We start from the raw sequence: 23,529 nt of genomic DNA on the forward strand, positions 1-23,529 counted from the left end.
GGTACCCGAACCACCCGGCTAGCGTGGGCGGCGGGCAGCGTGCTCCCGCGCGAGGCGGGCGTAGTCGTCGTCGGGCGTTCCAGGCGCGAAGGTGCCATATTTCCGTTCCACGGCCGTCCGGATCAGGAAGTCGGCGATCGCCGGGTTCTTGGGCAGCAGCGAACCGTGCAGGTAGCTGGCCACCACGTTGCGGTAGCGGGCTCCCTCGTGCCCGTCCTTGCTGTTGTTCCCTGCACCCTTGGTGACTGTCCCCAGAGGCTGGACGCCCGGGCCCAGGGTGGTCTGTCCACTGTGGTTCTCGTAGCCCAGGACGTCTCCGAATTCGGAGGACTTGAGCGTGACATTGCCGATCAGCCGCTCATCCGTGCCGTGTGTTTCGACATCGAGGATACCGATCCCGGGAATGACAGGGCCTGCGCTGGTCTTGAAGAACTTTCCGAAAAGCTGGTAGAGCCCGCAAATGACCAGCATTGGTGCGCCCTCGTCCGCGAGCTCCCGCAGATGATCCGCGCGTGCCTGTAGATCATCCTGAATAACCAGCTGGCCGCTGTCCTGCCCGCCGCCGCCCACGATGATGTCAATGTCCTCGGGAAAGTCGTCGCCTACGTTGTATTCAAGCAGCTCCGGCGTGTAGCCATGCCACTTGATTCGCTTCTGAAGGACCAGGGCATTGCCCCAGTCACCGTAAATATTCATGTCCCGCGGGTACAGCTGGAGGACGCGGACGGTTCCTTTGGTGGGCTGTGCTTCCGAGGTCATGAGACCACCTCAACTATGGTGATTTTGGCCAGTTCGCGACGGATCGCGAGCATGGCGGTGTACGTGCAGAAAATCCGCTTGGGCTTGCCTCGCGAGCCGTCGATAAATGCGTGCAGGGCCGCGGTGATGTCGGTCTCGACTGTACCGAAGCGGACTTCGTCGTATTGCAAGCGCAGGGCCATGTCGTAGGCGCGGACGCCGGTAAGGACCTCGACGCCATCTTCCCTGAGTGATTCGAAGTCAACGTCCCAGAGCCAGGACATATCCCTGCCATCTGCATAGTTGTCGTTGATGGCGATCATGGTGGCGTATCCACCGGCAGGGAAGGACTTCAGGCCGAGCCGGAAGCCACTGGAATTCTTAACGAGCACAAGTTCCAACGGCTGGCCATCCACGGTGAGGCTTTCGCCGCGCCCGAAAGCAGGAGCCACATCACCGAGTGCTTTGACCAGTTTGGGAGTGTCGACGGCTCCCGTACCCAGGATCGCCCTGGCCAGGGAGAGCGCGGCGGCCGCGTTGAAGATGTTGTAGACACCCCGCAGCTTCATGCTCGTGGTGACTGTTTCGCCGTCGAACTCAAAGTCAGCGTCCTGGGCACCCACGCGGCGTAGTACGACGTCGGCAGCAGGGCCGTCGGGTACCTCACCTGCGGTGCCGGGTGCGGGTGTGTTCGGGGACGAGGGGCCCGTGGTGGCGGTCCTCATATCGTCGTCGTTGGGAAATGTGCTGCGCAGCGATTCATCGAGGCCGAAGTAGCGGACGCTGGGATGGTGGAGGGCCCCCGGAGCATTGAGGGTGTTGGCGATGCGTGCCACACGGGGGTCTTCACGGTTCAGCACCACGGTATCCGTGGTTTTCCGGGCGATGTGTTCGAGCAACCGGGCGGTCTTGTCAATCTCGCCGAACCGGTCAAGTTGGTCGCGAAGGACGTTCAGCAAGAGGCTGAAACGAGGCGGCACCTTGTTCACGAAATGCACGGCATGTGCTTCGTCGAGTTCGAGGATGGCGATGTCGGCGTCGAGCCGGCCCCGCCAGTCAACATCGCCGAGGAGGGAAGCGGCCACGCCCCGGGTGAAGTTACTGCCTGTGCGGTTGGTGAAGACCTTCAGGCCCTGGCTTTCCAACAGCTCGACCACCATTTTGGTGGTGGTCGTCTTTCCGTTCGTGCCGCTGACAACGGCCACGCCGTGGGGAAGGCTGGACAGCGTTCTCTGCATGAAACCGGGATCGATTTTTTCGACCACCAGGCCGGGGAAAGCAGAGCCGCCACCCCGGAGCCGGGACAGTGTGCGGACCAGCTTGCCGAGGGGAACGCTGAAGGAAAACATGCTCTGTAATATATCCCAGTTAAGGCATGGAACTTGGCGTGGAGGCTCCTCCTGCTGGCACTCCCGCTCGTCCTCCGGGAGGAGATTCCGGGCCGGGCCACTATGATGGTCTAATGACCAACCCCCTTTCCGACGCTTCATCACGCGTGGGTGCAGGACTCCGGATCGGCGTACTGGCCCTCCAAGGCGACTTCCGCGAGCACATCCACGCAGTGGAAGCCGCAGGCGCCACGGGTGTGGGCATCCGTCGCCCCGCAGAGCTGGATGACGTTGACGGCCTCATCATCCCGGGTGGGGAATCCACCACGATCGACAAACTTTCAAGGATCTTCGAGCTCGCGGACCCCCTTCGGAAGCGCATCGCCGAAGGCCTCCCCGTGTACGGCTCTTGTGCCGGCATGATTCTCCTTGCCGATGAGATTGCCGATCCCGCTACCGATCTGGACGGAAACCCCCAGCAGACCTTCGGTGGACTGGACATCACGGTGCGCCGCAATGCCTTCGGGCGGCAGCGCGAGTCCTTTGAGACGGACCTGGATTTCAAAGGACTCGAGTTCAGCGCGGGGGAGTCCGGCGTGGATCCGGTGCACGCGGTCTTCATCCGTGGACCTTGGGTGGAACGGGTTGGCCCGGGAGTCGAGGTCCTGGCTCAGGTTGATCCGGAGCATGCCAGCCACACCGCTACGTTGCACGGATTGGCTAGAATTGTTGCAGTGCGCTCCGGCCAGCTGTTGGCCACCTCTTTCCATCCGGAAGTCACAGGTGAGAAGCGCGTGCATGAACTCTTTATTCGAATGATCAGAGGAGAAGCGTAAAGCATGTCAGGCCACTCCAAATGGGCGACTACCAAGCACAAGAAAGCCATCATTGATAGCAGGCGTGCAAAGTCGTTCGCAAAGCTGATCAAGAACATCGAAGTTGCTGCGCGCATGGGCGGCCCGGACCTCGCTGGCAACCCAGGCCTGGAACTCGCGGTTACCAAGGCGAAGAAGACCTCGGTTCCCAACGACAACATCGACCGCGCCATCAAGCGTGGTGCCGGCCTCACGGGCGAAGTGGTCGATTACACCGAAATCATGTACGAAGCCCGTGGCCCGCAGGGCTCGGCGTTGTTGATCGAGTGCCTGACCGACAACAAGAACCGTGCGGCTTCCGAGGTTCGACTCGCGATTTCCCGCAACGGTGGCACCATTGCAGATCCCGGCTCGGTCAGTTACCTGTTCACCCGCAAGGGCGTCGTGGTGCTGCCAAAGAATGGGCTGAGCGAGGATGACATCCTGATGGCCGTCCTGGACGCCGGCGCAGAGGAAGTCAAGGACAGCGGCGAGAACTGGGAAGTGCATTCCGAGCCCTCGGATCTGCAGGCCATCCGTGACGCCTTGAAGGATGCCGGCATCGAGTACGAATCCGATGAAGCTGAATTCGTGCCCTCCATGCAGGTGGACCTGGATATTGATGGTGCCCGGAAATTCATGAAACTCGTGGATGCCCTCGAAGACCTCGATGACGTCCAGAACGTCTACAGCAACGCCGACTTCAGCGAGGAAGTGCAGGCTGCCCTCGACGCCGACTAGGCAGGGCAGCACCTTTATTTTGACAACAAACAGGGAGGCCCGGACTTGACTCTTCGCGTATTGGGAGTCGATCCGGGCCTCACCCGTTGCGGCATCGGTGTAGTGGATATCGAGCGGAACCGCCGGGCCACCATGGTGGCGGTTGGAGTGGTGGGGACTTCGGCCGAGTTGACGCTGGACAAGCGGCTTTTGGTCATCGCACAGGCAATCGACGAATGGCTGGACCTGCACGAGCCGGACGTCGTCGCCGTCGAGCGCGTTTTTTCGCAGATGAACGTCAGCACTGTGATGGGCGTGGCCCAAGCCTCGGGCGTTGTCATCGCGGCCGCCGCACGTCGCGGCATTCCCGTCGCCTTGCACACGCCTTCTGAAGTCAAGGCGGCCGTGACCGGAAGCGGTACTGCCAACAAGGACGCTGTCACCAAATTGGTGACCAAAATCCTGCGGCTCGATGCCCCACCCAAGCCCGCCGACGCCGCAGACGCGCTTGCCCTTGCCCTGACGCATGCTTGGCGGGCAGGGAGCGGCATGGGTGGAATCAGCGGGAGTTCGGGCACGGATTCCCTCACCCCGGCTCAGCGGGCCTGGGCGGAAGCGGAAGCGAAAGCGCGCCGCGGGCGGTGATTGTCGGTACCCCTTGCTAGGGTATTCGTAGATATGTTCGGATAGTCCGTTTGGCTGCCATGGATTCATGGCAGCACAGCAGGCAGTACCTCAGGAGCCGGGTCTTGATCAGTTTTCTCCGTGGAACAGTTGCCCACGTTGGCTTGTCGACCGCCGTGATTGACCTCAACGGTGCGGGAATGAGCGTTTTTGCTACACCGCAGACCTTAAGCCACCTAAAAGTAGGGGCCGAGGCCAAGCTCTTCACCTCCATGATCGTCCGTGAAGATTCGCTCACGCTGTTCGGATTTGCCGACGACGACGAACGCGAAGTCTTTGACGTCCTGCTCAGTGTCAGCGGGGTTGGGCCCCGTTTGGCACTGGCCGTACTTGCGGTGCACGAGCCGGAAGCCATTCGGGTGGCGGCTCACACTGGTGACAGCAAGGCGTTCACCAAGGTTCCGGGCATTGGGCCCAAGGTTGCTGGCCGGATTGTCCTTGAACTGGCGGGCAAGCTGGTCCCGCACGGAACCGGTACCGGTACAGCTCCCGCCGCAGCCCCGAACGCGGAATGGAAGCCACAGGTAGTCGCGGCCATGACCAGCTTGGGATGGTCCGAGAAAGACGCCAACGGCAGCATCGACAAAGCCATGGCCGACTCGCCGGAACTCGTAGACGCAGGAAACGTGGCCCAAATACTTCGGGCTACCCTGCGCTGGCTTGGCCAAGACGGGGCACGCGCCGGCAACCGCGTAGGCAGCCGTGGCTGAGCAGTCACTCGTCAGCGGGGGAGAGGAACCGGAAGAGCGGGTCATTGAGGCTGCTCTCCGCCCCAAGAACCTGCACGACTTCGTAGGACAGCATCGGGTCCGCAAGCAACTTGCCTTGGTGCTTGAAGCCTCGAAGATGCGTGGCCGCAGCGCCGATCACGTACTGATGTCCGGACCTCCTGGACTCGGTAAGACCACACTTGCCATGATCATTGCAGCGGAGATGAACGCGCCGCTGCGTATCAGCAGCGGCCCGGCCATCCAGCACGCAGGGGATCTCGCAGCCATCCTTTCCTCGCTCTCGGAGGGCGAGGTCCTGTTCCTTGACGAAATCCACCGCATGTCCAGGCCCGCAGAAGAAATGCTGTACATGGCCATGGAGGACTTCCGCGTGGATATCGTGGTGGGCAAGGGCGCAGGCGCAACTGCAATTCCTCTGGAACTCCCGCCTTTCACGTTGGTAGGTGCCACCACCCGCGCAGGACTTCTTCCGGGCCCCTTGAGGGACCGCTTTGGTTTTACCGGGCACCTTGAGTTCTATTCGGTGGCCGAACTCGAACTTGTCCTCCGCCGTTCTGCCGGGCTTCTGGACCTGAAGGTAAACTCTGCAGGTTTCACCGAGATCGCCGGACGGTCCCGGGGAACACCACGTATAGCCAACCGACTCCTGCGCCGTGTTCGTGACTGGGCGCTCGTTCATGGCATTGAGCAAATCGACGCACGGTCGGCGTCAGCTGCCTTGGATATGTACGAAGTAGACGAGCGTGGCCTGGACAGGCTGGACCGGTCCGTTCTTGAAGCCCTCATTACCAAGTTCAACGGTGGCCCGGTTGGCTTGTCCACCTTGGCGATTGCCGTGGGCGAAGAACCCGAAACGGTGGAGACCGTGGCTGAGCCGTTCTTGGTGCGCGAAGGACTGCTTGGGCGGACACCCCGTGGGCGCATCGCCATGGCACCAGCATGGACACACCTCGGTTATGCTGTGCCGGCGGGCGTATTCGGCCAGGAGACCCTTGCCTTGTTTGACGAGGATGAAAACCACGCTGAAAGCGTAGATACCATCGGTTAACACGCTGTATTCAGCTTTTCCCACTAGACTGGTATGACGCTCGGCACGTTCGAGTCCTTGATCCATGCGCCCGCTTCGCGGTGAAGCGCGTTGCTATGCGGGTTTGGTCCCGTGGCCGCAGGATCTGCCGGGGACGTTGCCGTGAACCAAAACGTAAGTAAAGAACGGAACTTCCCTGTGGATCCAATGACCATATTGCTGTTCGTCATGCTTGGACTCTTTGTCTTCATGATGTTCCGCCGCAACAAGAAGACCCAGCAGCAGCAGGCTGCGATGCAGTCCAAGTTCGCTCCGGGCGTCGATGTCATGACCAGCTTCGGTCTTTTCGGACGCATCGTGTCCATCGATGAAGCTGAGAACAAGGTCGTTATCGAGCTGTCTCCCGGAAACGAAGCTACGGTTCACCGCCAGGCCGTCACCAAGGTGGTCGAAAAGGCTGAAGAGGAAGCCCCTGTTGTTCCGGACGACGCTTCTTCGCTGACCGTTGCCGATGAGACCCCGGCTGCGACTGAGACGCCGGATGAAACCATCGCGCGCCTCAACAAAGAGGACAAGAAGGACAACTAGCACCGTCAGTCGCGGCAACACCGCGCAAGGACACTTCTACGGCAGCGGAAAGCCGCCGGCAGACGCTCACCAGCGTCCGCCGGCGGCTGTCCGGCGATAAAAGGAAGATCGATAATGGCACGGACCGGCCCCAAAAACTCAGCCCGCAGGGTGCTGACTTGGCTTGGAGCAATATTCGTTGTACTCACCGCTGTCCTGGGTGGCGGAGTCATTTCCGGCCATGCAAGCTGGGCTCCCAAACTTGCCTTGGACCTCGAGGGCGGTACCCAGATGATCCTGGCACCGCGGGTAGAGGGTTCCAGCGAGATCACTGAGGAACAGCTCAACCAGGCAGTTGCCATCATCCGGCAGCGTGTAGACGGCTCCGGTGTTGCCGAAGCCGAGATCAGCACCCAGTCGGGGCGCAACGTGGTGGTGAGCCTCCCGGGAACTCCGTCCAAGGAAACCCGTGATCTTATCCAGGCGTCGGCGGACATGAACTTCCGCCCGGTGATCGCTGCGGCTGATCCTGCTGCCGTCCCTGTCGAATCCCGTACACCGGATGACAAGCTGCCCAAGCCCACTGCAGAGCCCACCAACGCGAGCGACACCAACTGGGTGACTCCTGAGATCTACAAGGAATTCGAGGCGCTCGACTGCGTCAACCCTTCCACTGAGAAGCGGGAACGTTCTGATCCGGCGAAGCCTCTGGTGACCTGCGAACCGGCCACGGACAAGACTCCCGCCATCAAGTACATCCTTGGTCCGGTCGAGGTCAAAGGCCAGGACATCAGCTCCTCGTCCTTCTCGCAGGTCCAGGGCGCACAGGGATCGGTGACGAACTCCTGGGGCGTGAACATCACGTTCAACTCCGAGGCAACTGCCAAGTTCAAGGAAGTTACGGAGCGGCTGAACCAGTTCTACACCGCGTCCCTTGCCCAGGGCGGCAACGATCCCAAGGCGCAATTCGCCATTGTCCTTGATGACAAGGTCATCTCAGCACCGAGGTCGCTTGCTGTCATCACTGACGGAAAACCGCAGATCACGGGTAACTTCACCCAGGCCTCAGCAAAAGCACTGTCCGACCAACTCCGCTATGGTGCTTTGCCGATCTCCTTTGAGATCCAGTCCCAGGAACAGATCTCTGCCACGCTCGGTGGCGATCAGCTCCGGCTCGGCCTGCTTGCCGGACTCATCGGCTTGTTGCTGGTGGTTGTGTACTCGCTGTTCCAGTACCGGGCCCTTGGCTTTGTCACCATCGCTTCCCTGGTTGTCGCCGGTGGTTTGACCTACCTTGCCATCGCCATTCTGGGGTGGACTGAAAACTACCGCCTTTCCCTCGCAGGTGTTGCAGGCCTGATCGTGGCCATCGGACAGACGGCCGACTCGTTCATTGTGTACTTCGAACGAATCCGCGATGAACTTCGCGAAGGCCGCGGGCTCGTGTCCGCCGTCGAGAATGGCTGGAAGCGCGCCAAGCGGACTGTCCTGGCCTCCAAGGCAGTGAACTTGCTGGCAGCCTTGGTCCTTTATTTTGTGGCTGTAGGCAATGTGCGTGGCTTCGCGTTCACGCTTGGCCTCACGGCTGTGGCTGACCTCATTGTGGTGTTTATGTTCACGCACCCCATGCTGCAGGTCCTTGCCCGCACAAGGTTCTTTGGCGAAGGCCACAGGTTCTCCGGCCTGTCACCTGACCGTCTGGGAGCTGTCCCGCTGTATCGGGGAGCCGGACGTCTTCGCACACCTGCTGAGAAACCGGCTGTTGTCCGTGCACGCAATACAGGTGCCGCGGCTGAAGCGGAACGCCGCATGACCATCGCCGAACGGCGCCTCGCCGAGAAGGGCCAGTTGACCGGTCCTTCCAACGGCACCAAGGAGGAGAAGTAATGACCACGAGCTTCGCAACCTTCGGCAACGAGCTTTACACGGGCAAGCGCTCTTACAACTTTGTTGATTCCAAGAAAATCTGGTTCATCATTGCTGCGGTCGCTGTGGCACTCTCCATCCTGATCCCGGTTTTGAAGGGCGGCTTCAACCTCGGCATCGAGTTCCGTGGCGGCTCCGAGTTCACCGTTTCGAACGTAAAGACCACCGATGCCGGCCTGGGCGAAAAGGCTGTTCATGACGTCGTATCCGGTGCCATTCCCCGCGTTGCGAACGTGGCGGGCAACACCATGCGGATTCAGACGGATCAGCTGACCGATGACGAGACCAACCGCATCAAAGAAGGCCTGACCACCGCTTACGGCGTAACGGACAACGAGGTGACATCAAACTTTGTTGGTCCCACGTGGGGTCAGGATGTCACACGCCAGGCACTCATTGGGCTGGTCGTGTTCGTCGGCCTGGCTGCTGTCCTCATGGCTTTGTATTTCCGGACCTGGAAGATGTCACTCTCTGCCTTGGTGGGCATGCTCGTCACCATGTTCACCACAGCGGGCGTCTACGCCCTGAGTGATTTCGAGGTGACGCCATCGGCCATCATCGGATTCCTGACTGTCCTGAGCTATTCGCTGTATGACACCGTGGTGGTCTTCGACAAGATCCGCGAGAACACGGCGGACATTTCCACCTCCACACGCCGGACCTTCGGTGAAGAGGTCAACCTTGCCGTCAACCAAACCTTGGTCCGCTCCATCAACACCATGATGGTTGCCGTCCTTCCGGTTGCGGCGATCCTCTTCATCGGGGCCGGACTGTTGGGCGCAGGAACGCTGCGGGACCTTTCCCTGGCGTTGTTCGTCGGAATCCTCATCGGAACGGCAGCGACCATCTTCATTGCGGCACCGCTCTACGCCTGGCTGCGCCAGGGCGAGCCGGACCTCGTGAAGCAGGCCAAGAAAGTGGCTCACCGCAGGGCCGAGGCCACTGTTTAGACTATTTCCACTGGGCATTACGTCCTGGAGCAGGACCCCGCTTTACAGCGGGGTCCTTTCTCTTTGACTTGCCGGGGCGTGCGTCATGTGCTGTCCGGTTGCGGAAGCATTCGCCTGCGGGAATAGACTGGAAGAATTAAATAGGTCGTGAGGGGTACTTCTGTGGAAGAACGTGCGACGTCGGCACCACCGACGGGCGGGGAGGACAGTCACCACGGTGTGACGGTTCCGGCAACAAGCGTGGCTGGACGGACTGCTGGTACGGTTCCAGTCGATACTCCCGGCGTGCGTCCAACTTTTCCGGGTAGGCGGGAGCGCACGCGTTCCCGGCTTGCGCGATTGACCGGCCGGGGGATGGCGCCGTACTCGCCGATTCTGGAACCGCTCCTGCGAACGGTGCGGGCCAACAACCCCAAAGAAGACTTCGACCTCATTCAGCGCGCATTCGCCGTAGCAGAGCGCAGCCACCAAGGGCAGAAGCGCAAGAGTGGTGATCCCTACATCACCCACCCGGTGGCAGTAGCCACCATCCTTGCTGAGCTGGGGATGACAGGAACCACTCTGGCCGCTGCCTTGCTCCATGACACGGTGGAGGACACCCCCTACACCCTGAATGACCTCACCCGCGACTTCGGCCCGGAAGTCGCCATGCTTGTGGACGGCGTGACCAAACTGGACAAGGTCAGTTTCGGTGAAGCAGCCCAGTCGGAGACGGTCCGCAAGATGGTCGTGGCCATGGCCAAGGACATCCGGGTCCTGATGATCAAACTTGCCGATCGGCTCCACAACGCCCGCACATGGCGGTTCGTTTCGGCAGAGTCGTCGTCCCGTAAAGCCCGCGAGACCCTGGAGATCTTCGCTCCCCTGGCACACCGCCTGGGTATGAACACCATTAAGTGGGAGTTGGAGGATCTGTCCTTCGCGGCGCTCTACCCCAAGGTGTACGAGGAAATCGTCCGCATGGTGGGGGACCGCACCCCCGAACGCGAGAAGAGCCTGAGTGTCATCCGCAACCAGATTGCCGATGATCTTCGGACTGCGCGGATCAAGGCGACCATCACCGGCCGGCCCAAGCACTATTACTCGATCTACCAGAAGATGATCGTCCGCGATAAGGACTTTGACGACATCAACGACCTCATGGGCGTTCGCGTCCTGGTTGACTCGGTCCGGGATTGTTACGCGGCACTTGGTACCCTGCACTCGCGATGGAACCCCCTCCCAGGGCGGTTCAAGGACTACATCGCCATGCCGAAGTTCAACATGTACCAGTCCCTGCACACTACGGTCATCGGCCCGGGTGGAAAGCCCGTGGAAATCCAGATCCGTACCCATGAGATGCACCGCCGGGCTGAGTATGGCGTTGCAGCCCACTGGAAGTACAAGGACCAACCCAACCGTACTGCGGTTGGCCCTGGCAGCCCACGCGACGGCGATATGGGCTGGCTGCGGTCCTTGGTGGACTGGCAGCAGGAAACGTCGGACCCGGGCGAATTTCTCGATTCACTGAGGTACGAGATCAACGCACGGGAAGTCTTCGTCTTTACGCCCAAGGGCGAAGTCATGGCCTTGCCTGCCGGATCGACTCCCGTGGACTTCGCCTACGCGGTTCACACCGAAGTGGGTCACCGGACCATCGGAGCCCGCGTTAACGGCAAGCTTGTGCCGCTCAACAGCGAACTGAACCATGGCGACTGGGTCGAGATCTTCACCTCAAAGGCGGAGGGCGCGGGTCCAAGCCAGGACTGGCAACACTTCGTCAAATCAGCGAGGGCCCGGAACAAGATCCGCCAGTGGTTCACCAAGGAACGCCGTGAGGAAGCGATTGACCGCGGCAAGGACATGCTGACGCGGGCAATGCGAAAGCAGAACCTCCCACTTCAGCGACTTATGACGCATGACGCGCTGTCTGCCGTCGCCGAGGACTTCCACTACGTTGACATCTCCGGTCTGTACGCAGGGGTGGGTGACGGCCACACCTCTGCCCAGTCCGTCATGGAGAAGCTCGTAGAACACCTTGGTGGACACGAGACCCCGGATGAGGACCTCGACGAGGTCAGCATCCCCACGCAGGTTGCGAAGTCCAAGTTTTCCGATTCCGGTGTCATCGTTCGCGGCGTGGGAGACGTATGGGTAAAACTGGCCCGGTGCTGTACTCCCGTGCCCCCTGACCCGATCCTTGGATTTGTCACCCGCGGTTCCGGCGTGTCGGTCCATAGGACCGATTGCACCAACGTCTCCGGGTTGCGAGACCAGCCGGACAGGATCGTCGAGGTCGAGTGGGCACCAACACAGTCCAGTGTCTTCCTGGTGGAGATTCAGGTGGAAGCCCTGGACAGGAAGTCACTCTTGTCCGATGTCACGCGTGTCCTGTCTGAAAACCATGTCAACATCCTTGCGGCCTCGGTTCACACGTCAAGCGACAGGGTGGCGATCTCTAAATTTGCCTTCGAAATGGGTGACCCAAAGTATCTGCACCATGTCCTCAGCGCGGTGCGGCGTATCGACGGGGTCTTCGACGTGTATCGCACCACGGGTAACAGGCGCAGGAGCTAGTTCGGGGACATGAGCCGTGCGAGCGTAGCGAGCGCACGCTTCTTGTGGGGAACCCGCGGCGCTGCCTCCACGGCAAGGGTGAGTAAACGAAGCCTGATGCCGAGCTCCGGGTGGTCCAGGAGTCGCCGCAGGGCCGGCAGGGCCTGATCCGACTCGACGTGCAGTGCAATATCCGCTGCTGTTCTCAAGGGGCTGCTGACGAGCATCCCACCAAGGCTTACGACGTCGAGTTGGCCGAGCCGGACCTCATGGAGGTTGCACCCCCGGGCACTGCGCACGCTTGAGATACGATGCTTGGCATCCACCAGGAGTGATAGCCGCTCTGGAGGGCTGGCGCATCCGTAGATCCAGGCCGCGGTAAGCCTGCCCGCGACCACCTTGGTCCGCATCCGGTCCGGGACAGTCAGGGCAGCCGCACGGGCGCGGAGGCGGGGCGTGACTGCAATCCCGGGCGACGCATAGCTCCTTCCGTACAAGGGAAGCAGGATGCCATCCAGCGCCATGCCCTGCAATTCAGGCCAGGTGAAGATGCGGCTGGGTGCGTAGAGCTCGGGAAGAACGGGTTCCTGCAGGTGCGGGGCTGTGACGGGTGGGACCATTCATTGATCATTCCGTGTCCTGGCCGCAACAGTACAGGCCCCGTACCGGGCATGTGGATAACCGGTACAGGGCCTGCAGAAAAAACATGGTTCACCATGAACCCAAAGCTTGGTCAGGCGAGATCGCTCGCTGAGCGCTGGATCTGGTCCAGCCACGCCTGACGTGCTTCGAGAGCTTCACGCGCAGCCTTGATGCGGCGCTGGTCTCCAGCTTTTTCAGCCTTCTCCAGATCCTCCTTGAGCCCGGCAATCGCGGACTCAAGCTGCGACAAAGCGCTGTTGGTGCGGGCCTTGGTCTCCGGATTGCTCCGGCGCCACTTCTCCTCCTCAGCCTCGCGGACTGCGTCCTCCACCTTGCGAAGACCGGCCTCGATGCGGCCCATGTCCGCCCGGGGGACCTTACCGGCATCTTCCCAGCGGTCACGAATGGACTGCAGGGCCTTCTTCGTTGCGTTGAGATCGTTGATCGGCAGCAGCGCCTGGGCCTCAGCTACCAACTGCTCCTTCACTGCAAGGTTGGCCGTGTACTCCTGGTCGATCTGCTCGTTCGCGGCCTGCCGGTTGCTGAAGAACACATCCTGTGCGGCGCGGAAACGGCCCCAGAGCGCGTCGTCATCCTTGCGGCTGGCGCGTGGGGTGGCCTTCCACTGATCCATGAGCCTGCGGTACTCCCCAGCGGCGTAACCCCAGTCAGTGGAAGAGGAAAGCGCCTCAGCCTCTGCGATCAATGCTTCCTTGGCCACCTTGGCCGCAGAGTTGTTGCTGTCCAGCTGCGAGAAGTACGCGCGGCGGTGGCGATCGAAGACAGTGCGGGCCGAGCGGAAGCGCTTCCAGAGTGCGTCTTCATTGCTCCGGCCAAGACGGACCCCGCTCTTCTGCGCAGCCTTCCACGTCTCGAAGAGTTCGTTCATTCGCGCACTGGACGTCTTCCATTGGATTTGCGCAGGATCCTGGCCGGCGATGGCCTCCGCCTCCGCCACAATGGCTTCGCGCGCGGCAAGCTCGTTGGCGCGGACGGCCTCATGGGCTGCCTTCTCGGACTTTTCCAGCTCGGCGATCTGCTCGGACAGCGTGTCCAGGCGTGCTTCGGCCGAACGGATGTCGCCCACCATGTTGCGCTCTGCGAGCTGCTCTCGGAGGTGGGTCACTGTTTTCTGCATGTCCGTTGCCGGGGCTTTGGATTCCACGCGGTGTTCCAGCAGGACTATCTGGGCAATGACGTCGTCGAACTTCCGGGCGAAGTAGCCCAGGGCTTCGTCAGGGCTAACACCCGGGTACTGGCCAACGGCAATCTCTTCGCCATCCAAAGTGAGGAATACGTGGCCGTCGCCTTCGGCGCGCCCCCACTTGGCCGCCTCTGCAAGCGAGGCTGCAGACACGGCGGGTGCAGCCGGAACGACGGCGGCAGGCGCCTTGGGGCGGGCCGCGAAGGCAGCAGGGGAAGGAGCGGGACGCGAATCGGCAGGCTTGGTTTCCTCCGCTGCCGGTGCCGCCTCAGTTGCTGGTGCTTCCTCTACTGCGGGTGCCACTTCGGTTGCTGGTGCTTCCTCGGCTGCGGGTGCCTCCTCCGCTGCTGGTGCTTCCTCGGCTGCGGGTGCCTCCTCCGCTGCGGGTGCCTCCTCGGCTGCGGGTGCCACTTCGGTTGCTTCTGCCGGTGTTTCGTCGGCCGCAACCGCGGGAGTTTGTTCAGCCGCAGGTGCTGCTTCAGTGCCGTTCGGGCTGTTTGCCTCGACTGCGTCTTGGTTGGCCACTACTGCTGTTTCGTCGGATTTCTGACTGTCTGTCACCGCTAAAAGTCTTTCGCTTGGAGGGACTGCTAAGGTACTGCACCCCGGACCGGGGCCAAAGGCTGGTTACTTCAGAGAAAACGAGTCTATCGTGACAGGTGCCACAGGGGCGCCGTCGGTCGCGTTTTCGCCGGGTTTCAGGCCTGCTGCAGCGATTTTCGTGATCACATCCAAACCACTGGTGACTTTGCCCACCACTGTGTAACCCCCGGCTGTGTCCGCAGGAATTGTTGTGTCCTTATAGACAATGAAGAACTGATGACCGTTGCCGTAGGCGTTGTTTCCCGAGCGGGCAACGGCGATTGTTCCAGCCGGGTATGTGTTGTCCGTTGGTGTGTTCTCCAGGGGACCCCAGCGGTAGTTGGGATCGTCTGCGCCGTCTTCGGATTTGGCGCCGCACTGCAGCAGGCCGAATGTCTCGGAGGTTGTAAGGCGGTGGCAGAAGGCTCCGTTGTAGTAGCTGGCATCGGTGAGGGACTTGATGACCGCCGCTGCCTGGGGCGCAGCAGTTCCGTTCAATTCCACTCCCACAACGCCGCTGTTCAGGGCGAGCTCGCCGGTGAAGGTTTTACCGGCTGCGGTGTCCGGGCTGGGTATGTCTGCGCTGTTGGAGGCCGAAGGAGAAGCCGACGGGGAGTTCAGTCCGGCCTCTGCGGCGGCGAACTCTGCCTCAGTGGGGTTGGAACTGAAAACTGTCAGTTGCAGCACCACCGCAAGGACCACAGCGGCAGCGCCCGCGCCGATGGCAACAGTGTTGTCGCGTTTGCGCCGCTTGCCCTGTTCCTGCCGCAGGGCACGCTTGGCTTCCATCTGCCGGATGCGGCGTCTCGCTTCGCGGTCATCCCGCGACCTTGTTGCCAAGAGTCCTCCTGATTGTGTCCACGTTCGCCGGCCGCCTGCAGGGACCGGGCATGCTGCATTAGATGTGCACGCGCGGAAAGCATAAACTGGCTGCCGCACATAGTTTATGCATGACCGGCTGGACGCCCGCCCCATAATCGCCGAAAAGGCCTTTAAAGCTGCGGTGCTCATTCCTGAGTCAGCTTTCTTCGAGGAGATTTATCCACCATGGCACGTACCGCCTCCCTGTCCGGATTCCCCGAGTGGCTTCCCCAGGAGCGGTTGGTGGAGCTCCATGTCCTGGACACGCTCCGGAAAACGTTCGAACTGCATGGTTTCTCCTCGATTGAAACGCGTGCTGTTGAAACGGTTGGCCAGTTGCTGCGTAAAGGCGAGATCGACAAAGAGGTCTATGGCCTGAGCCGCCTGCAGGACGACGAAGCTGAAGCATCCAGGTCAACCACCACGGACAAGGCAGACAAAGCCGATCCGAATGCGCTTGCCCTGCACTTCGACCTCACTGTTCCCTTCGCCCGGTACGTCGTGGAGAACGCGGGTTATCTTGCCTTTCCCTTCCGCCGGTACCAGATCCAGAAGGTCTGGCGTGGCGAGCGTCCGCAGGAAGGCCGTGCCCGCGAATTCACCCAGGCAGATATAGACGTGGTGGGCGATGGCGAGTTGCCGTTCCGCTACGACGTCGAAATCGCGTTGGTCATCGCTGAGGCCCTGAGCGCCCTCCCGATTCCGGACTTCCGCCTCCGGATCAACAACCGCAAGCTGGCTGAAGGCTTCTACCGCGGTATTGGCTTGACTGATGCGGCCGGAGTCCTGCGGAGCATCGACAAACTGGAAAAGATTGGCGAAGGCAAAGTCGCTGAGCTGCTTAAGAGCGAGCTTGGCGCCTCGGATGAGCAGGCGGCACTGGCGCTCAAGCTTGCCACCATCCGCACGGAGGACACCTCGTTCGTGGACCAGGTACGTGCCCTGGGGGTGACTGATGACCTCCTCGAGGAAGGATTGAGCGAGCTCCAGCAGGTCATTGAGGCTGCGGTCCAGCGCGCGCCCGGCAAGGTGGTCGCTGACCTCAGCATCGCCCGGGGACTGGACTACTACACCGGAACCGTCGTCGAAACTGTCCTGGTAGGCCATGAACAACTGGGTTCGATTTGCTCGGGCGGCCGGTACGACGCCCTGGCCAGCAAGGGAAACCGGAAGTTTCCCGGCGTCGGCTTGTCCATCGGCGTCACCCGCCTGGTCTCGCGGATCCTGAGCCAGGAGCTTGCCACGGCTACCCGGGCAGTGCCGACCGCTGTCCTGGTCGCTTTGAATAACGACGACAGTTGGTCCGCGGCACAGGACGTCGCGGCACAGCTTCGCGGCCGAGGTATTGCGACTGAAGTTGCTGCGAAGGCTGAAAAGTTCGGCAAGCAGATCAAGTTCGCGGATCGTCGGGGAATTCCGTTTGTTTGGTTCACTGACGATGACGGCAAGCACCAGGTCAAGGACATCCGGTCCGGCGCGCAGGTGGACGCTGACCCGGCCAGTTGGTCGCCGTCGGAGGAAGATCTGCACGTCCGGGTCATCACTGCCTGATCCAGGTCAGGTGATTCAGCCGCGGCCGGGGCGGGTAAACTCGGACGGGATCGTCTTTGCAATGATCCCTTGAAAATTCATGCTGAAAGGAATGCTGTGCTGCGCACACATGACCTCGGATCTCTTCGCTCCGAGCACATTGGACAAACCGTTACCCTGGCCGGCTGGGTGGGCCGCCGCCGTGATCACGGTGGCGTTGCATTCGTTGACCTTCGTGACGCTTCCGGTGTCGCCCAGGTGGTTGTCCGTGAAGAAGAGGTCTTCCACGGCCTGCGGAACGAATACGTCCTGCAGGTGACGGGTACCGTCAACAAGCGTCCTGAAGGCAATGAAAACCCTGCGCTTGCTACTGGCGAGATCGAGGTCATGGCGGACAAGGTCATCATCCTGAACACCTCGGACCCCCTGCCGTTCCAAATCGACGAGCACGTCGAGGTTGGCGAGGAAGCGCGCCTTAAGCACCGCTACCTTGACCTTCGCCGCCCTGGCCCGGCCCGGAACCTCCGCCTCCGCTCAGAAGCAAACCGCATCGCCCGCGAGTTGCTGCACCAGCGCGGCTACGTCGAGATTGAGACACCCACGTTGACGCGATCGACGCCGGAAGGCGCCCGCGACTTCGTCGTCCCCGCCAGGCTTGCCCCGGGTTCCTGGTACGCGCTGCCGCAGTCGCCGCAGCTTTTCAAGCAGCTGCTCCAGGTGGGCGGATTCGAAAAGTACTACCAGATTGCCCGCTGCTACCGTGATGAAGATTTCCGCGCGGACCGCCAGCCCGAATTCACCCAGTTGGACATCGAGGCCAGCTTCGTTGACCAGGACGATGTCATCGAGCTCGGTGAAGCAATCGTCAAGGCCCTGTGGCAACTGATCGACGTCGAGGTCCCCACGCCGATCCGACGCATGACGTACCTGGACGCCATGGCAAAGTACGGTTCCGACAAGCCGGACCTGCGCTTCGGCCTGGAGCTGACCGAGCTGACTGAGTTCTTCAAGGACACCAACTTCGGCGTCTTCAAGGCACCTTACGTTGGCGCCGTCGTCATGCCCGGTGGCGCCTCGCAGGCGCGCCGTGCCCTGGATGCCTGGCAGGAATGGGCCAAGCAGCGTGGCGCAAAGGGACTGGCCTACGTTCTTTACAAGGAAGACGGCGAACTCGCCGGCCCCGTGGCAAAGAACCTCACCGACGAAGAGCGGGCCGGCCTGGCCGACGCCGTTGGTGCCAAGCCGGGTGACTGCATTTTCTTCGCCGCTGGCGAGAAGTCCGCATCACGGGCCCTCCTTGGTGCTGCACGTGTTGAAATTGGCCACCGCACTGGTCTGATCGATCCCAAGGACTGGGCTTTCGTATGGATCGTGGACGCGCCGATGTTCGAGCCCGCAGCCGCTGCAGTTGCCTCCGGTGACGTTGCTGTAGGTGCCGGCCAGTGGACAGCCGTGCACCATGCCTTCACCTCTCCCAAGCCGGAGTTCCTTGACACCTTTGACAAGGATCCCGAGTCGGCACTGTCCTACGCCTACGACATCGTGTGCAACGGCAACGAAATCGGTGGCGGCTCCATCCGTATCCACGAGCGCGAAGTTCAGGAACGCGTCTTCCAGCTCATGGGCCTGGACAAGGAGGACGCCGAGACCAAGTTCGGCTTCCTGTTGGAGGGCTTCAAGTACGGCGCGCCGCCGCACGGCGGCATCGCGCTTGGTTGGGACCGCGTAGTGGCTCTGCTCGCCGGCGTCGAGTCCATCCGCGACGTCATTGCCTTCCCGAAGACCGGCAACGGCTTTGACCCGCTGACCGCCGCTCCTGCCCCCATCACGGCACAGCAGCGAAAGGAAGCCGGCGTCGACTTCAAGCCGGAAACCAAGCCTGCGGCCAAGCCGGAGACCAAGTCCGAATAAGACGGTAGCCAAAGGCTCCCCACTGATGTGGGGGGCCTTTGGTGTTCCTGCAGATGAAAGGTGCCGCGATGTTGGAACAAGCATTCTTGGAAACCCTCATGGATAAGGCGTGGCCGGCCGTAGAGCGCGAAGCCCTTGACTCGGGAAGTGCGGGGGAGTGGGTGCTCCGTGCGTCCGCTGGGGTCACGCAGAGGGCGAACTCCGTGTGGGCGAGGAACCTGCCCGGGATGCTGTCCGGCGAGCCGGACATGGCAAGCAGTCCGGACCTGGAAAGCATTCCGGATCTGGAGCGATCAGTCAGTTCGGCGTCAGCGTGGTACATGCAGCGGCGTCTCCCGCTCATTTTCCAGATATTCGATGACTCCCGTAGCGCAGGCCTTAACGCCGTCCTGGACGGGCAACGCTTCACCAGGCAGTCCGAAACCCTGATTATGGTCCGGGGCATGGACGCCTTGGAAACCTTGGTTGCCGGGCCCCTGGGCGTCGAGCTCTCGGACACGCCCACCGATGAATGGCTTCGCTTGTGGTGGTCCGTGGATGGGCGTGGTGGCCAGGCGGAACTTGAGGTTGCCCGCGCCATTCTTACCGGATGCGAGTCTCTCTACGCGCTGGTGAGGGACGACGACGGCGTACCGGCCGCCGTCGGACGCCTCGCCCTGGTGGACGGCTGGGGAGGCCTCTACACCATGGCGACCTCGGCCACCCACCGCAGGCGGGGCTACGGAACGATGGTCCTGTCAGCGCTACTGGATCAGGGAGCGGCCCGCAATCTCCGGGGTTTTTGGCTGTTGGTCACTGCATCCAACCGCGGTGCCCAGGCGTTGTATTCGCGGGCCGGGTTCGTGGAACAAGGGAGTTATCTGTATCGGCAGGCTCCCTTGAGGCGGGCGCTTGGAGGCTGCTGAGGATCACCTACGCCGGTGGATCAGTCACCAGGATCCGGATGGAACAAGCATCCGAAGCAGCTTTTGCAAGCGCAGCAGTTTTGGGTTCCTGTACGTCCAGGAAAGCAAGTTGGCTTCGGCTGGCCAGAGCGCGCATGGAGGGGTGCGCCAGAACCAGGTCCACCAAGGCTCTATCCCCGCCGGGTACAAGGTACTCAACACGGTGGCTGGCAAAAATACGCGCGGCGTGTTCCGCCGCGGAGTCCACCAAGGCGTCCGCCTGGTTGGAGCGGCGCCGGGCATACCGTTGTTGTGATTGGCCACCTGCAGCGGTTCTGGACTGAACGTAGCGGTTACCGCTTTTGGATTCCAGGACCTTGCTGCCGCTCGCCACAGCGACGGCAAAACCGCCCCGACGCACCAGCAAGATACCAAGGCCACGTTCCTGGCCTGCAAGAGCGGCAAGCCGTTCGATGTCAGTGGTGCCCCGGCCTGGACGTCCATCCACCGGCCACGGTGCCTTCAGCAGGGCAGAAGCCCCGTCAGCGGCGCGGAGGAGGATTCCGCCGTCGTCAGTCTCTTCAGTGAGTGGGCCATGGCTCTTGGCAAAGCGATCCACCCAACCGGACAGCCTTGATGCGGGGACGAAGGCCGTGCGGCTGGAGGCCTTCGGCTGCCGTTGTTGCGGGGCGGATGCGCGGCGGTCCACGTCGATGTCTCCTTTGTTGGAACTATGAGTAGCCTATCCATGTGGAAGATCTCTTTGGTGCCGGTGCAAACAACGACGACGAGTCGGAGGATCTGCCTGCCGCCGGGGGAGCGTCCGACGCCGGATGGATGGCGTCCCAGCGGAGCCCCCTCGCAGTTCGGATGCGGCCCCGGACCCTGGATGACGTGGTGGGCCAACAGCATCTGCTTGGTCACGGTTCCCCGCTTCGGCAGCTCGCCGCCGGTGCAGAAGCTGCGGGGCCGGCCGGGCCGAGCTCCGTCATTCTGTGGGGGCCTCCGGGCACCGGGAAGACCACGCTGGCGCATGTCATTGCCCGCGGGCCGGGGCGGAAGTTCGTGGAACTGTCCGCCATTACTGCTGGCGTAAAGGATGTTCGCCGGGTGATGGATGAGGCCTTGACCGCCCGGGACCTGTACAAGAAGACCACTGTCCTGTTCCTTGATGAAATCCACCGATTCAACAAGGCGCAGCAGGATGCACTGTTGCCTGGCGTTGAAAACCGGTGGGTGGTCCTGGTGGCGGCCACCACCGAGAACCCATCGTTCTCGGTGGTATCACCGCTGCTGTCCCGCTCGCTCTTGTTGACGTTGAAGCCACTGACGGATGACGACATCGCAGGGTTGTTACAGCGGGCTGTTGCCGATGCCCGTGGGCTTGCCGGGCGCGTGGAACTCAGTCCGGAGGCTTTGGATCATTTGGTGCGGCTCTCCGGAGGTGACGCCCGAAGGGCGCTGACTGCCTTGGAGGCTGCGGCCGGCGTCGCTTTCGGAGACAGCAATGCCGTCTCAACCGCCGTCGAGGAGGAAGCCGCCGCCGGGACCCACACTGCCGCGGAGACCAATGTCACCGACGACGGCGAACCGGGGCTTGCCGGCGACGGCGCCCCCGACGCTCCTGTACTGGTGGAACTCAGGCACACCGAGCGTGCCCTGGATGCCGCTGCTGTTCGTTATGACCGGGCCGGCGACCAGCACTACGACGTCGCCAGTGCGTTCATCAAGTCCATCAGGGGCTCGGACGTTGATGCCTCCCTTCACTATCTGGCGCGGATGCTGGAGGCGGGGGAGGACCCGAGGTTCGTGGCGCGGCGCATCGTCATCTCCGCTGCGGAAGACATCGGCATGGCCGATCCCACCGCTTTGCAAACAGCTGTGGCAGCCGCGCAGGCCGTCCAGTTGATAGGGATGCCGGAAGGCCGGATTGTCCTGGCGGAAGCTGTCGTCCACCTTGCCACCGCACCCAAGTCGAATGCGGCGTACATGGGCCTGAACAAGGCAGTTGCAGACGTCCGTGCCGGTTTCGGCGGGGGCATCCCCATGCATCTGCGCGACGCGCACTATCCAGGTGCCAAACAATTGGGACACGGCAAGAGCTACAAGTACGCGCATGATGAACCGCATGGGGTGGCAACACAGCAGTATCCGCCGGATGACCTCGTGGGGAAGGACTACTACGAGCCAACCAACAACGGCGCCGAACGCGATATAGCCGCCAGGCTGGAACGGCTCCGGAAGATCATCCGCGGACAGTAGCGTGGTAGGATGGTTGCTTGTCTGGCATGACCCGACGCACAATCCCTTTGAAGATTCCTTCAATGGAGCTGTGCCGCGGGCCAGTAGCAAAAGGCAGCGGTTGGCCGATGCTCTCCCTGATGGAGGCCAGTAACACTGACACACCGCAGTAATTTGGAAGGACACAAGTGGCTAACAACACTCGTGCTCGCCGTACCGCACGCCTTTCGCGTGCACTCGGCATTGCTCTGACCCCCAAGGCCGCCAAGTACATGGAGCGCCGCCCGTACGGCCCCGGTGAGCACGGCCGTGCCCGCAAGAAGCAGGACTCCGACTACGCCGTACGTCTGCGCGAAAAGCAGCGTCTGCGCGCACAGTACGGCATCCGCGAAGCCCAGATGACCCGTGCCTTCGAAGAAGCACGCCGCACCAAGGGCCTCACCGGTGAAAACCTGGTTGAGCTGCTCGAAATGCGTTTGGACGCCCTGGTACTGCGTGCAGGCTTCGCCCGCACCATTGCACAGGCCCGCCAGCTCGTCGTGCACCGCCACATCATGGTTGACGGCATCCGCGTGGACCGCCCGTCCTTCCGCGTTGGCGAAGGCCAGCTCATCCACGTTCACAGCCGCTCCGAGGTCATGGCTCCGTTCCAGGTCGCAGCTGCTGGTGCCCACGCCCTGAACAACGTGCCGGCATACCTGGACGTCAAGCTCGACGCCCTGCAGGCCCGCCTGGTTCGTCGCCCGAAGCGCTCTGAGGTCCCCGTGATCTGCGAAGAGCAGCTCGTCGTCGAATTCTACGCTCGCTAAATTCAAGCAGCGCTTACAAGGAAGCCCGTGGCACACGCCACGGGCTTTCTTTTTGGATAGGGTACTGGGGAGGCCTTGGCCGAAGCCGGATTCCGGCCGTGCAGGGCAGCGCAACAATCTAGGAGATGAATTCTATGTCTGGTGGCGACATCGCCGGCCTGATCGCAGCAGGAGTCTTCGCACTCCTGGTCCTGCTGTTGGCCGTGCCTATCTTGAAGCTCGGTGGCGTCTTTGACGAAGTGCGCACCACCATCCGATCGATCAGCGACGGGGCGACGCCCCTCATGGATGAAGTAACCGCAACGGTTTCCACTACCAACCAGCAACTGAAAAAGGTCGACGGCATCGCCTCGAACGTGTCCGACGCATCGGCGAACATTTCAGCCCTGTCCTCCCTGGTGGCTGCCACTGTTGGTTCGCCGCTGATCAAGGTTGCAGCCTTCAGCTATGGTGTCCGTTCAGCCTTCGCGGGCCGTCGCGCTCCTTCCTCCGGCCGCCGCAGCCGCTGAACCAATTGGAGACCAGGAACACATGAAAAGAATTGTTTGGATGGGCATTGGCGTCGCCATTGGCATTATCGCCTTCCGCAAAGTCACCGAGGCCCAGGCCAGCATCGGCCCGGACGGCCTGAACCGTGCGGTTGGCCGCCTGGCCGATGGCTTGTTCGATTTCGCCGACGCCGTGCGTTCAGGCATGCATGAACGCGAAGAGGACTTGAGGGCCGCGTTGGGCATTACCAGTACGGATAACAACCCCAACGCCGGCCGGCGCTAGCGAACACGGTTCGCTCCCGCGCCCGCAACAG

The 23,529-nt window shown here is 61.9% G+C and carries 22 protein-coding genes; 16 read left to right on the forward strand and 6 right to left on the reverse strand.

The features are described 5' to 3' along the window. Positions 1–18 precede the first annotated feature (18 nt). The gene (locus tag ACTAQJ_RS02535) at positions 19–759 is read right to left on the reverse strand and encodes a type 1 glutamine amidotransferase (protein WP_431115403.1); all 741 of its coding nucleotides are present in this window, start codon (positions 757–759) and stop codon (positions 19–21) included. Beyond that, positions 756–2,087 (reverse strand): Mur ligase family protein, encoded by a 1,332-nt coding sequence (locus ACTAQJ_RS02540; RefSeq protein ID WP_498700481.1) that lies wholly within the window; start codon positions 2,085–2,087, stop codon positions 756–758. The genes ACTAQJ_RS02535 and ACTAQJ_RS02540 overlap by 4 nt, the downstream gene beginning before the upstream one ends. Before the next feature lie 113 nt (positions 2,088–2,200). On the opposite strand from ACTAQJ_RS02540, the gene pdxT reads away from it, so the two are divergent. From pdxT to ACTAQJ_RS02585, 9 genes are all read left to right on the forward strand, one after another. Beyond that, entirely contained in the window at positions 2,201–2,902 is a 702-nt protein-coding gene (gene pdxT / locus ACTAQJ_RS02545) for a pyridoxal 5'-phosphate synthase glutaminase subunit PdxT (protein ID WP_216925537.1), read from the forward strand. Between the two features lie 3 nt (positions 2,903–2,905). After that, the gene (locus tag ACTAQJ_RS02550; RefSeq protein WP_216925538.1) at positions 2,906–3,661 is read left to right on the forward strand and encodes a YebC/PmpR family DNA-binding transcriptional regulator; all 756 of its coding nucleotides are present in this window, start codon (positions 2,906–2,908) and stop codon (positions 3,659–3,661) included. Between the two features lie 45 nt (positions 3,662–3,706). After that, positions 3,707–4,285, forward strand: a complete 579-nt coding sequence (gene ruvC, locus ACTAQJ_RS02555) for a crossover junction endodeoxyribonuclease RuvC (RefSeq protein ID WP_431115399.1) — start codon at positions 3,707–3,709, stop codon at positions 4,283–4,285. 104 nt (positions 4,286–4,389) lie between these two features. Then, the gene (gene ruvA / locus ACTAQJ_RS02560) at positions 4,390–5,034 is read left to right on the forward strand and encodes a Holliday junction branch migration protein RuvA (RefSeq protein WP_477519460.1); all 645 of its coding nucleotides are present in this window, start codon (positions 4,390–4,392) and stop codon (positions 5,032–5,034) included. Beyond that, complete coding sequence (gene ruvB / locus ACTAQJ_RS02565; RefSeq protein WP_431115397.1) at positions 5,027–6,103, forward strand: Holliday junction branch migration DNA helicase RuvB; 1,077 nt, start codon at positions 5,027–5,029, stop codon at positions 6,101–6,103. The genes ruvA and ruvB overlap by 8 nt, the downstream gene beginning before the upstream one ends. Before the next feature lie 186 nt (positions 6,104–6,289). Further along, positions 6,290–6,670: a preprotein translocase subunit YajC gene (yajC, locus tag ACTAQJ_RS02570; protein WP_431120238.1), complete on the forward strand. Its 381-nt coding sequence runs from the start codon at positions 6,290–6,292 to the stop codon at positions 6,668–6,670. Positions 6,671–6,784: 114 nt separating this feature from the next. Then, on the forward strand, positions 6,785–8,536 hold the full coding sequence (gene secD / locus ACTAQJ_RS02575) for a protein translocase subunit SecD (RefSeq protein ID WP_431115396.1): 1,752 nt from the start codon (positions 6,785–6,787) through the stop codon (positions 8,534–8,536). After that, complete coding sequence (gene secF, locus ACTAQJ_RS02580) at positions 8,536–9,525, forward strand: protein translocase subunit SecF (protein ID WP_442005718.1); 990 nt, start codon at positions 8,536–8,538, stop codon at positions 9,523–9,525. Before secD ends, secF begins: the two co-directional genes overlap by 1 nt. Before the next feature lie 162 nt (positions 9,526–9,687). Beyond that, positions 9,688–12,081, forward strand: a complete 2,394-nt coding sequence (locus ACTAQJ_RS02585; protein WP_216925652.1) for a RelA/SpoT family protein — start codon at positions 9,688–9,690, stop codon at positions 12,079–12,081. On the opposite strand, the gene ACTAQJ_RS02590 is transcribed toward ACTAQJ_RS02585, so the two are convergent. The 3 genes from ACTAQJ_RS02590 to ACTAQJ_RS02600 all read right to left on the reverse strand — a co-directional run bounded on the left by ACTAQJ_RS02590 (position 12,078) and on the right by ACTAQJ_RS02600 (position 15,328). Then, positions 12,078–12,680: a hypothetical protein gene (locus ACTAQJ_RS02590; protein ID WP_498700487.1), complete on the reverse strand. Its 603-nt coding sequence runs from the start codon at positions 12,678–12,680 to the stop codon at positions 12,078–12,080. The two genes, ACTAQJ_RS02585 and ACTAQJ_RS02590, sit on opposite strands and share 4 nt — an antisense overlap. Positions 12,681–12,793: 113 nt before the next feature. Further along, complete coding sequence (locus ACTAQJ_RS02595; protein WP_498700490.1) at positions 12,794–14,467, reverse strand: DUF349 domain-containing protein; 1,674 nt, start codon at positions 14,465–14,467, stop codon at positions 12,794–12,796. A 66-nt stretch (positions 14,468–14,533) separates the two neighbouring features. Then, positions 14,534–15,328 (reverse strand): peptidylprolyl isomerase, encoded by a 795-nt coding sequence (locus tag ACTAQJ_RS02600; protein ID WP_431115392.1) that lies wholly within the window; start codon positions 15,326–15,328, stop codon positions 14,534–14,536. A gap of 207 nt (positions 15,329–15,535) precedes the next feature. On the opposite strand from ACTAQJ_RS02600, the gene hisS reads away from it, so the two are divergent. From hisS to ACTAQJ_RS02615, 3 genes are all read left to right on the forward strand, one after another. After that, positions 15,536–16,900 carry a histidine--tRNA ligase gene (gene hisS / locus ACTAQJ_RS02605; protein WP_498700493.1) on the forward strand — a complete coding sequence of 455 codons (1,365 nt, stop codon included), beginning with the start codon at positions 15,536–15,538 and terminating at the stop codon, positions 16,898–16,900. 96 nt (positions 16,901–16,996) lie between these two features. Then, positions 16,997–18,790, forward strand: a complete 1,794-nt coding sequence (aspS, locus tag ACTAQJ_RS02610; RefSeq protein ID WP_223946204.1) for an aspartate--tRNA ligase — start codon at positions 16,997–16,999, stop codon at positions 18,788–18,790. A 68-nt stretch (positions 18,791–18,858) separates the two neighbouring features. Continuing rightward, entirely contained in the window at positions 18,859–19,695 is an 837-nt protein-coding gene (locus ACTAQJ_RS02615; protein WP_498700495.1) for a GNAT family N-acetyltransferase, read from the forward strand. A 7-nt stretch (positions 19,696–19,702) separates the two neighbouring features. Here ACTAQJ_RS02615 and ACTAQJ_RS02620 read toward each other — a convergent pair whose 3' ends face one another. Beyond that, positions 19,703–20,383 carry an acVLRF1 family peptidyl-tRNA hydrolase gene (locus ACTAQJ_RS02620; RefSeq protein ID WP_498700497.1) on the reverse strand — a complete coding sequence of 227 codons (681 nt, stop codon included), beginning with the start codon at positions 20,381–20,383 and terminating at the stop codon, positions 19,703–19,705. Positions 20,384–20,424: 41 nt separating this feature from the next. Between ACTAQJ_RS02620 and ACTAQJ_RS02625 the strand changes: the two genes are divergently transcribed. The 4 genes from ACTAQJ_RS02625 to ACTAQJ_RS02640 all read left to right on the forward strand — a co-directional run bounded on the left by ACTAQJ_RS02625 (position 20,425) and on the right by ACTAQJ_RS02640 (position 23,498). Continuing rightward, positions 20,425–21,936 (forward strand): replication-associated recombination protein A, encoded by a 1,512-nt coding sequence (locus tag ACTAQJ_RS02625; RefSeq protein WP_477519455.1) that lies wholly within the window; start codon positions 20,425–20,427, stop codon positions 21,934–21,936. A 167-nt stretch (positions 21,937–22,103) separates the two neighbouring features. Beyond that, the gene (gene rpsD, locus ACTAQJ_RS02630) at positions 22,104–22,724 is read left to right on the forward strand and encodes a 30S ribosomal protein S4 (RefSeq protein WP_216925553.1); all 621 of its coding nucleotides are present in this window, start codon (positions 22,104–22,106) and stop codon (positions 22,722–22,724) included. A gap of 134 nt (positions 22,725–22,858) precedes the next feature. Continuing rightward, positions 22,859–23,233: a DUF948 domain-containing protein gene (locus tag ACTAQJ_RS02635; protein ID WP_216925653.1), complete on the forward strand. Its 375-nt coding sequence runs from the start codon at positions 22,859–22,861 to the stop codon at positions 23,231–23,233. Positions 23,234–23,255: 22 nt separating this feature from the next. After that, positions 23,256–23,498, forward strand: coding sequence for a DUF6167 family protein (locus ACTAQJ_RS02640; RefSeq protein WP_431115388.1), 243 nt, complete (start codon positions 23,256–23,258; stop codon positions 23,496–23,498). Positions 23,499–23,529: the final 31 nt, after the last annotated feature.

The organism is Arthrobacter sp. alpha11c (genome assembly GCF_054149985.1).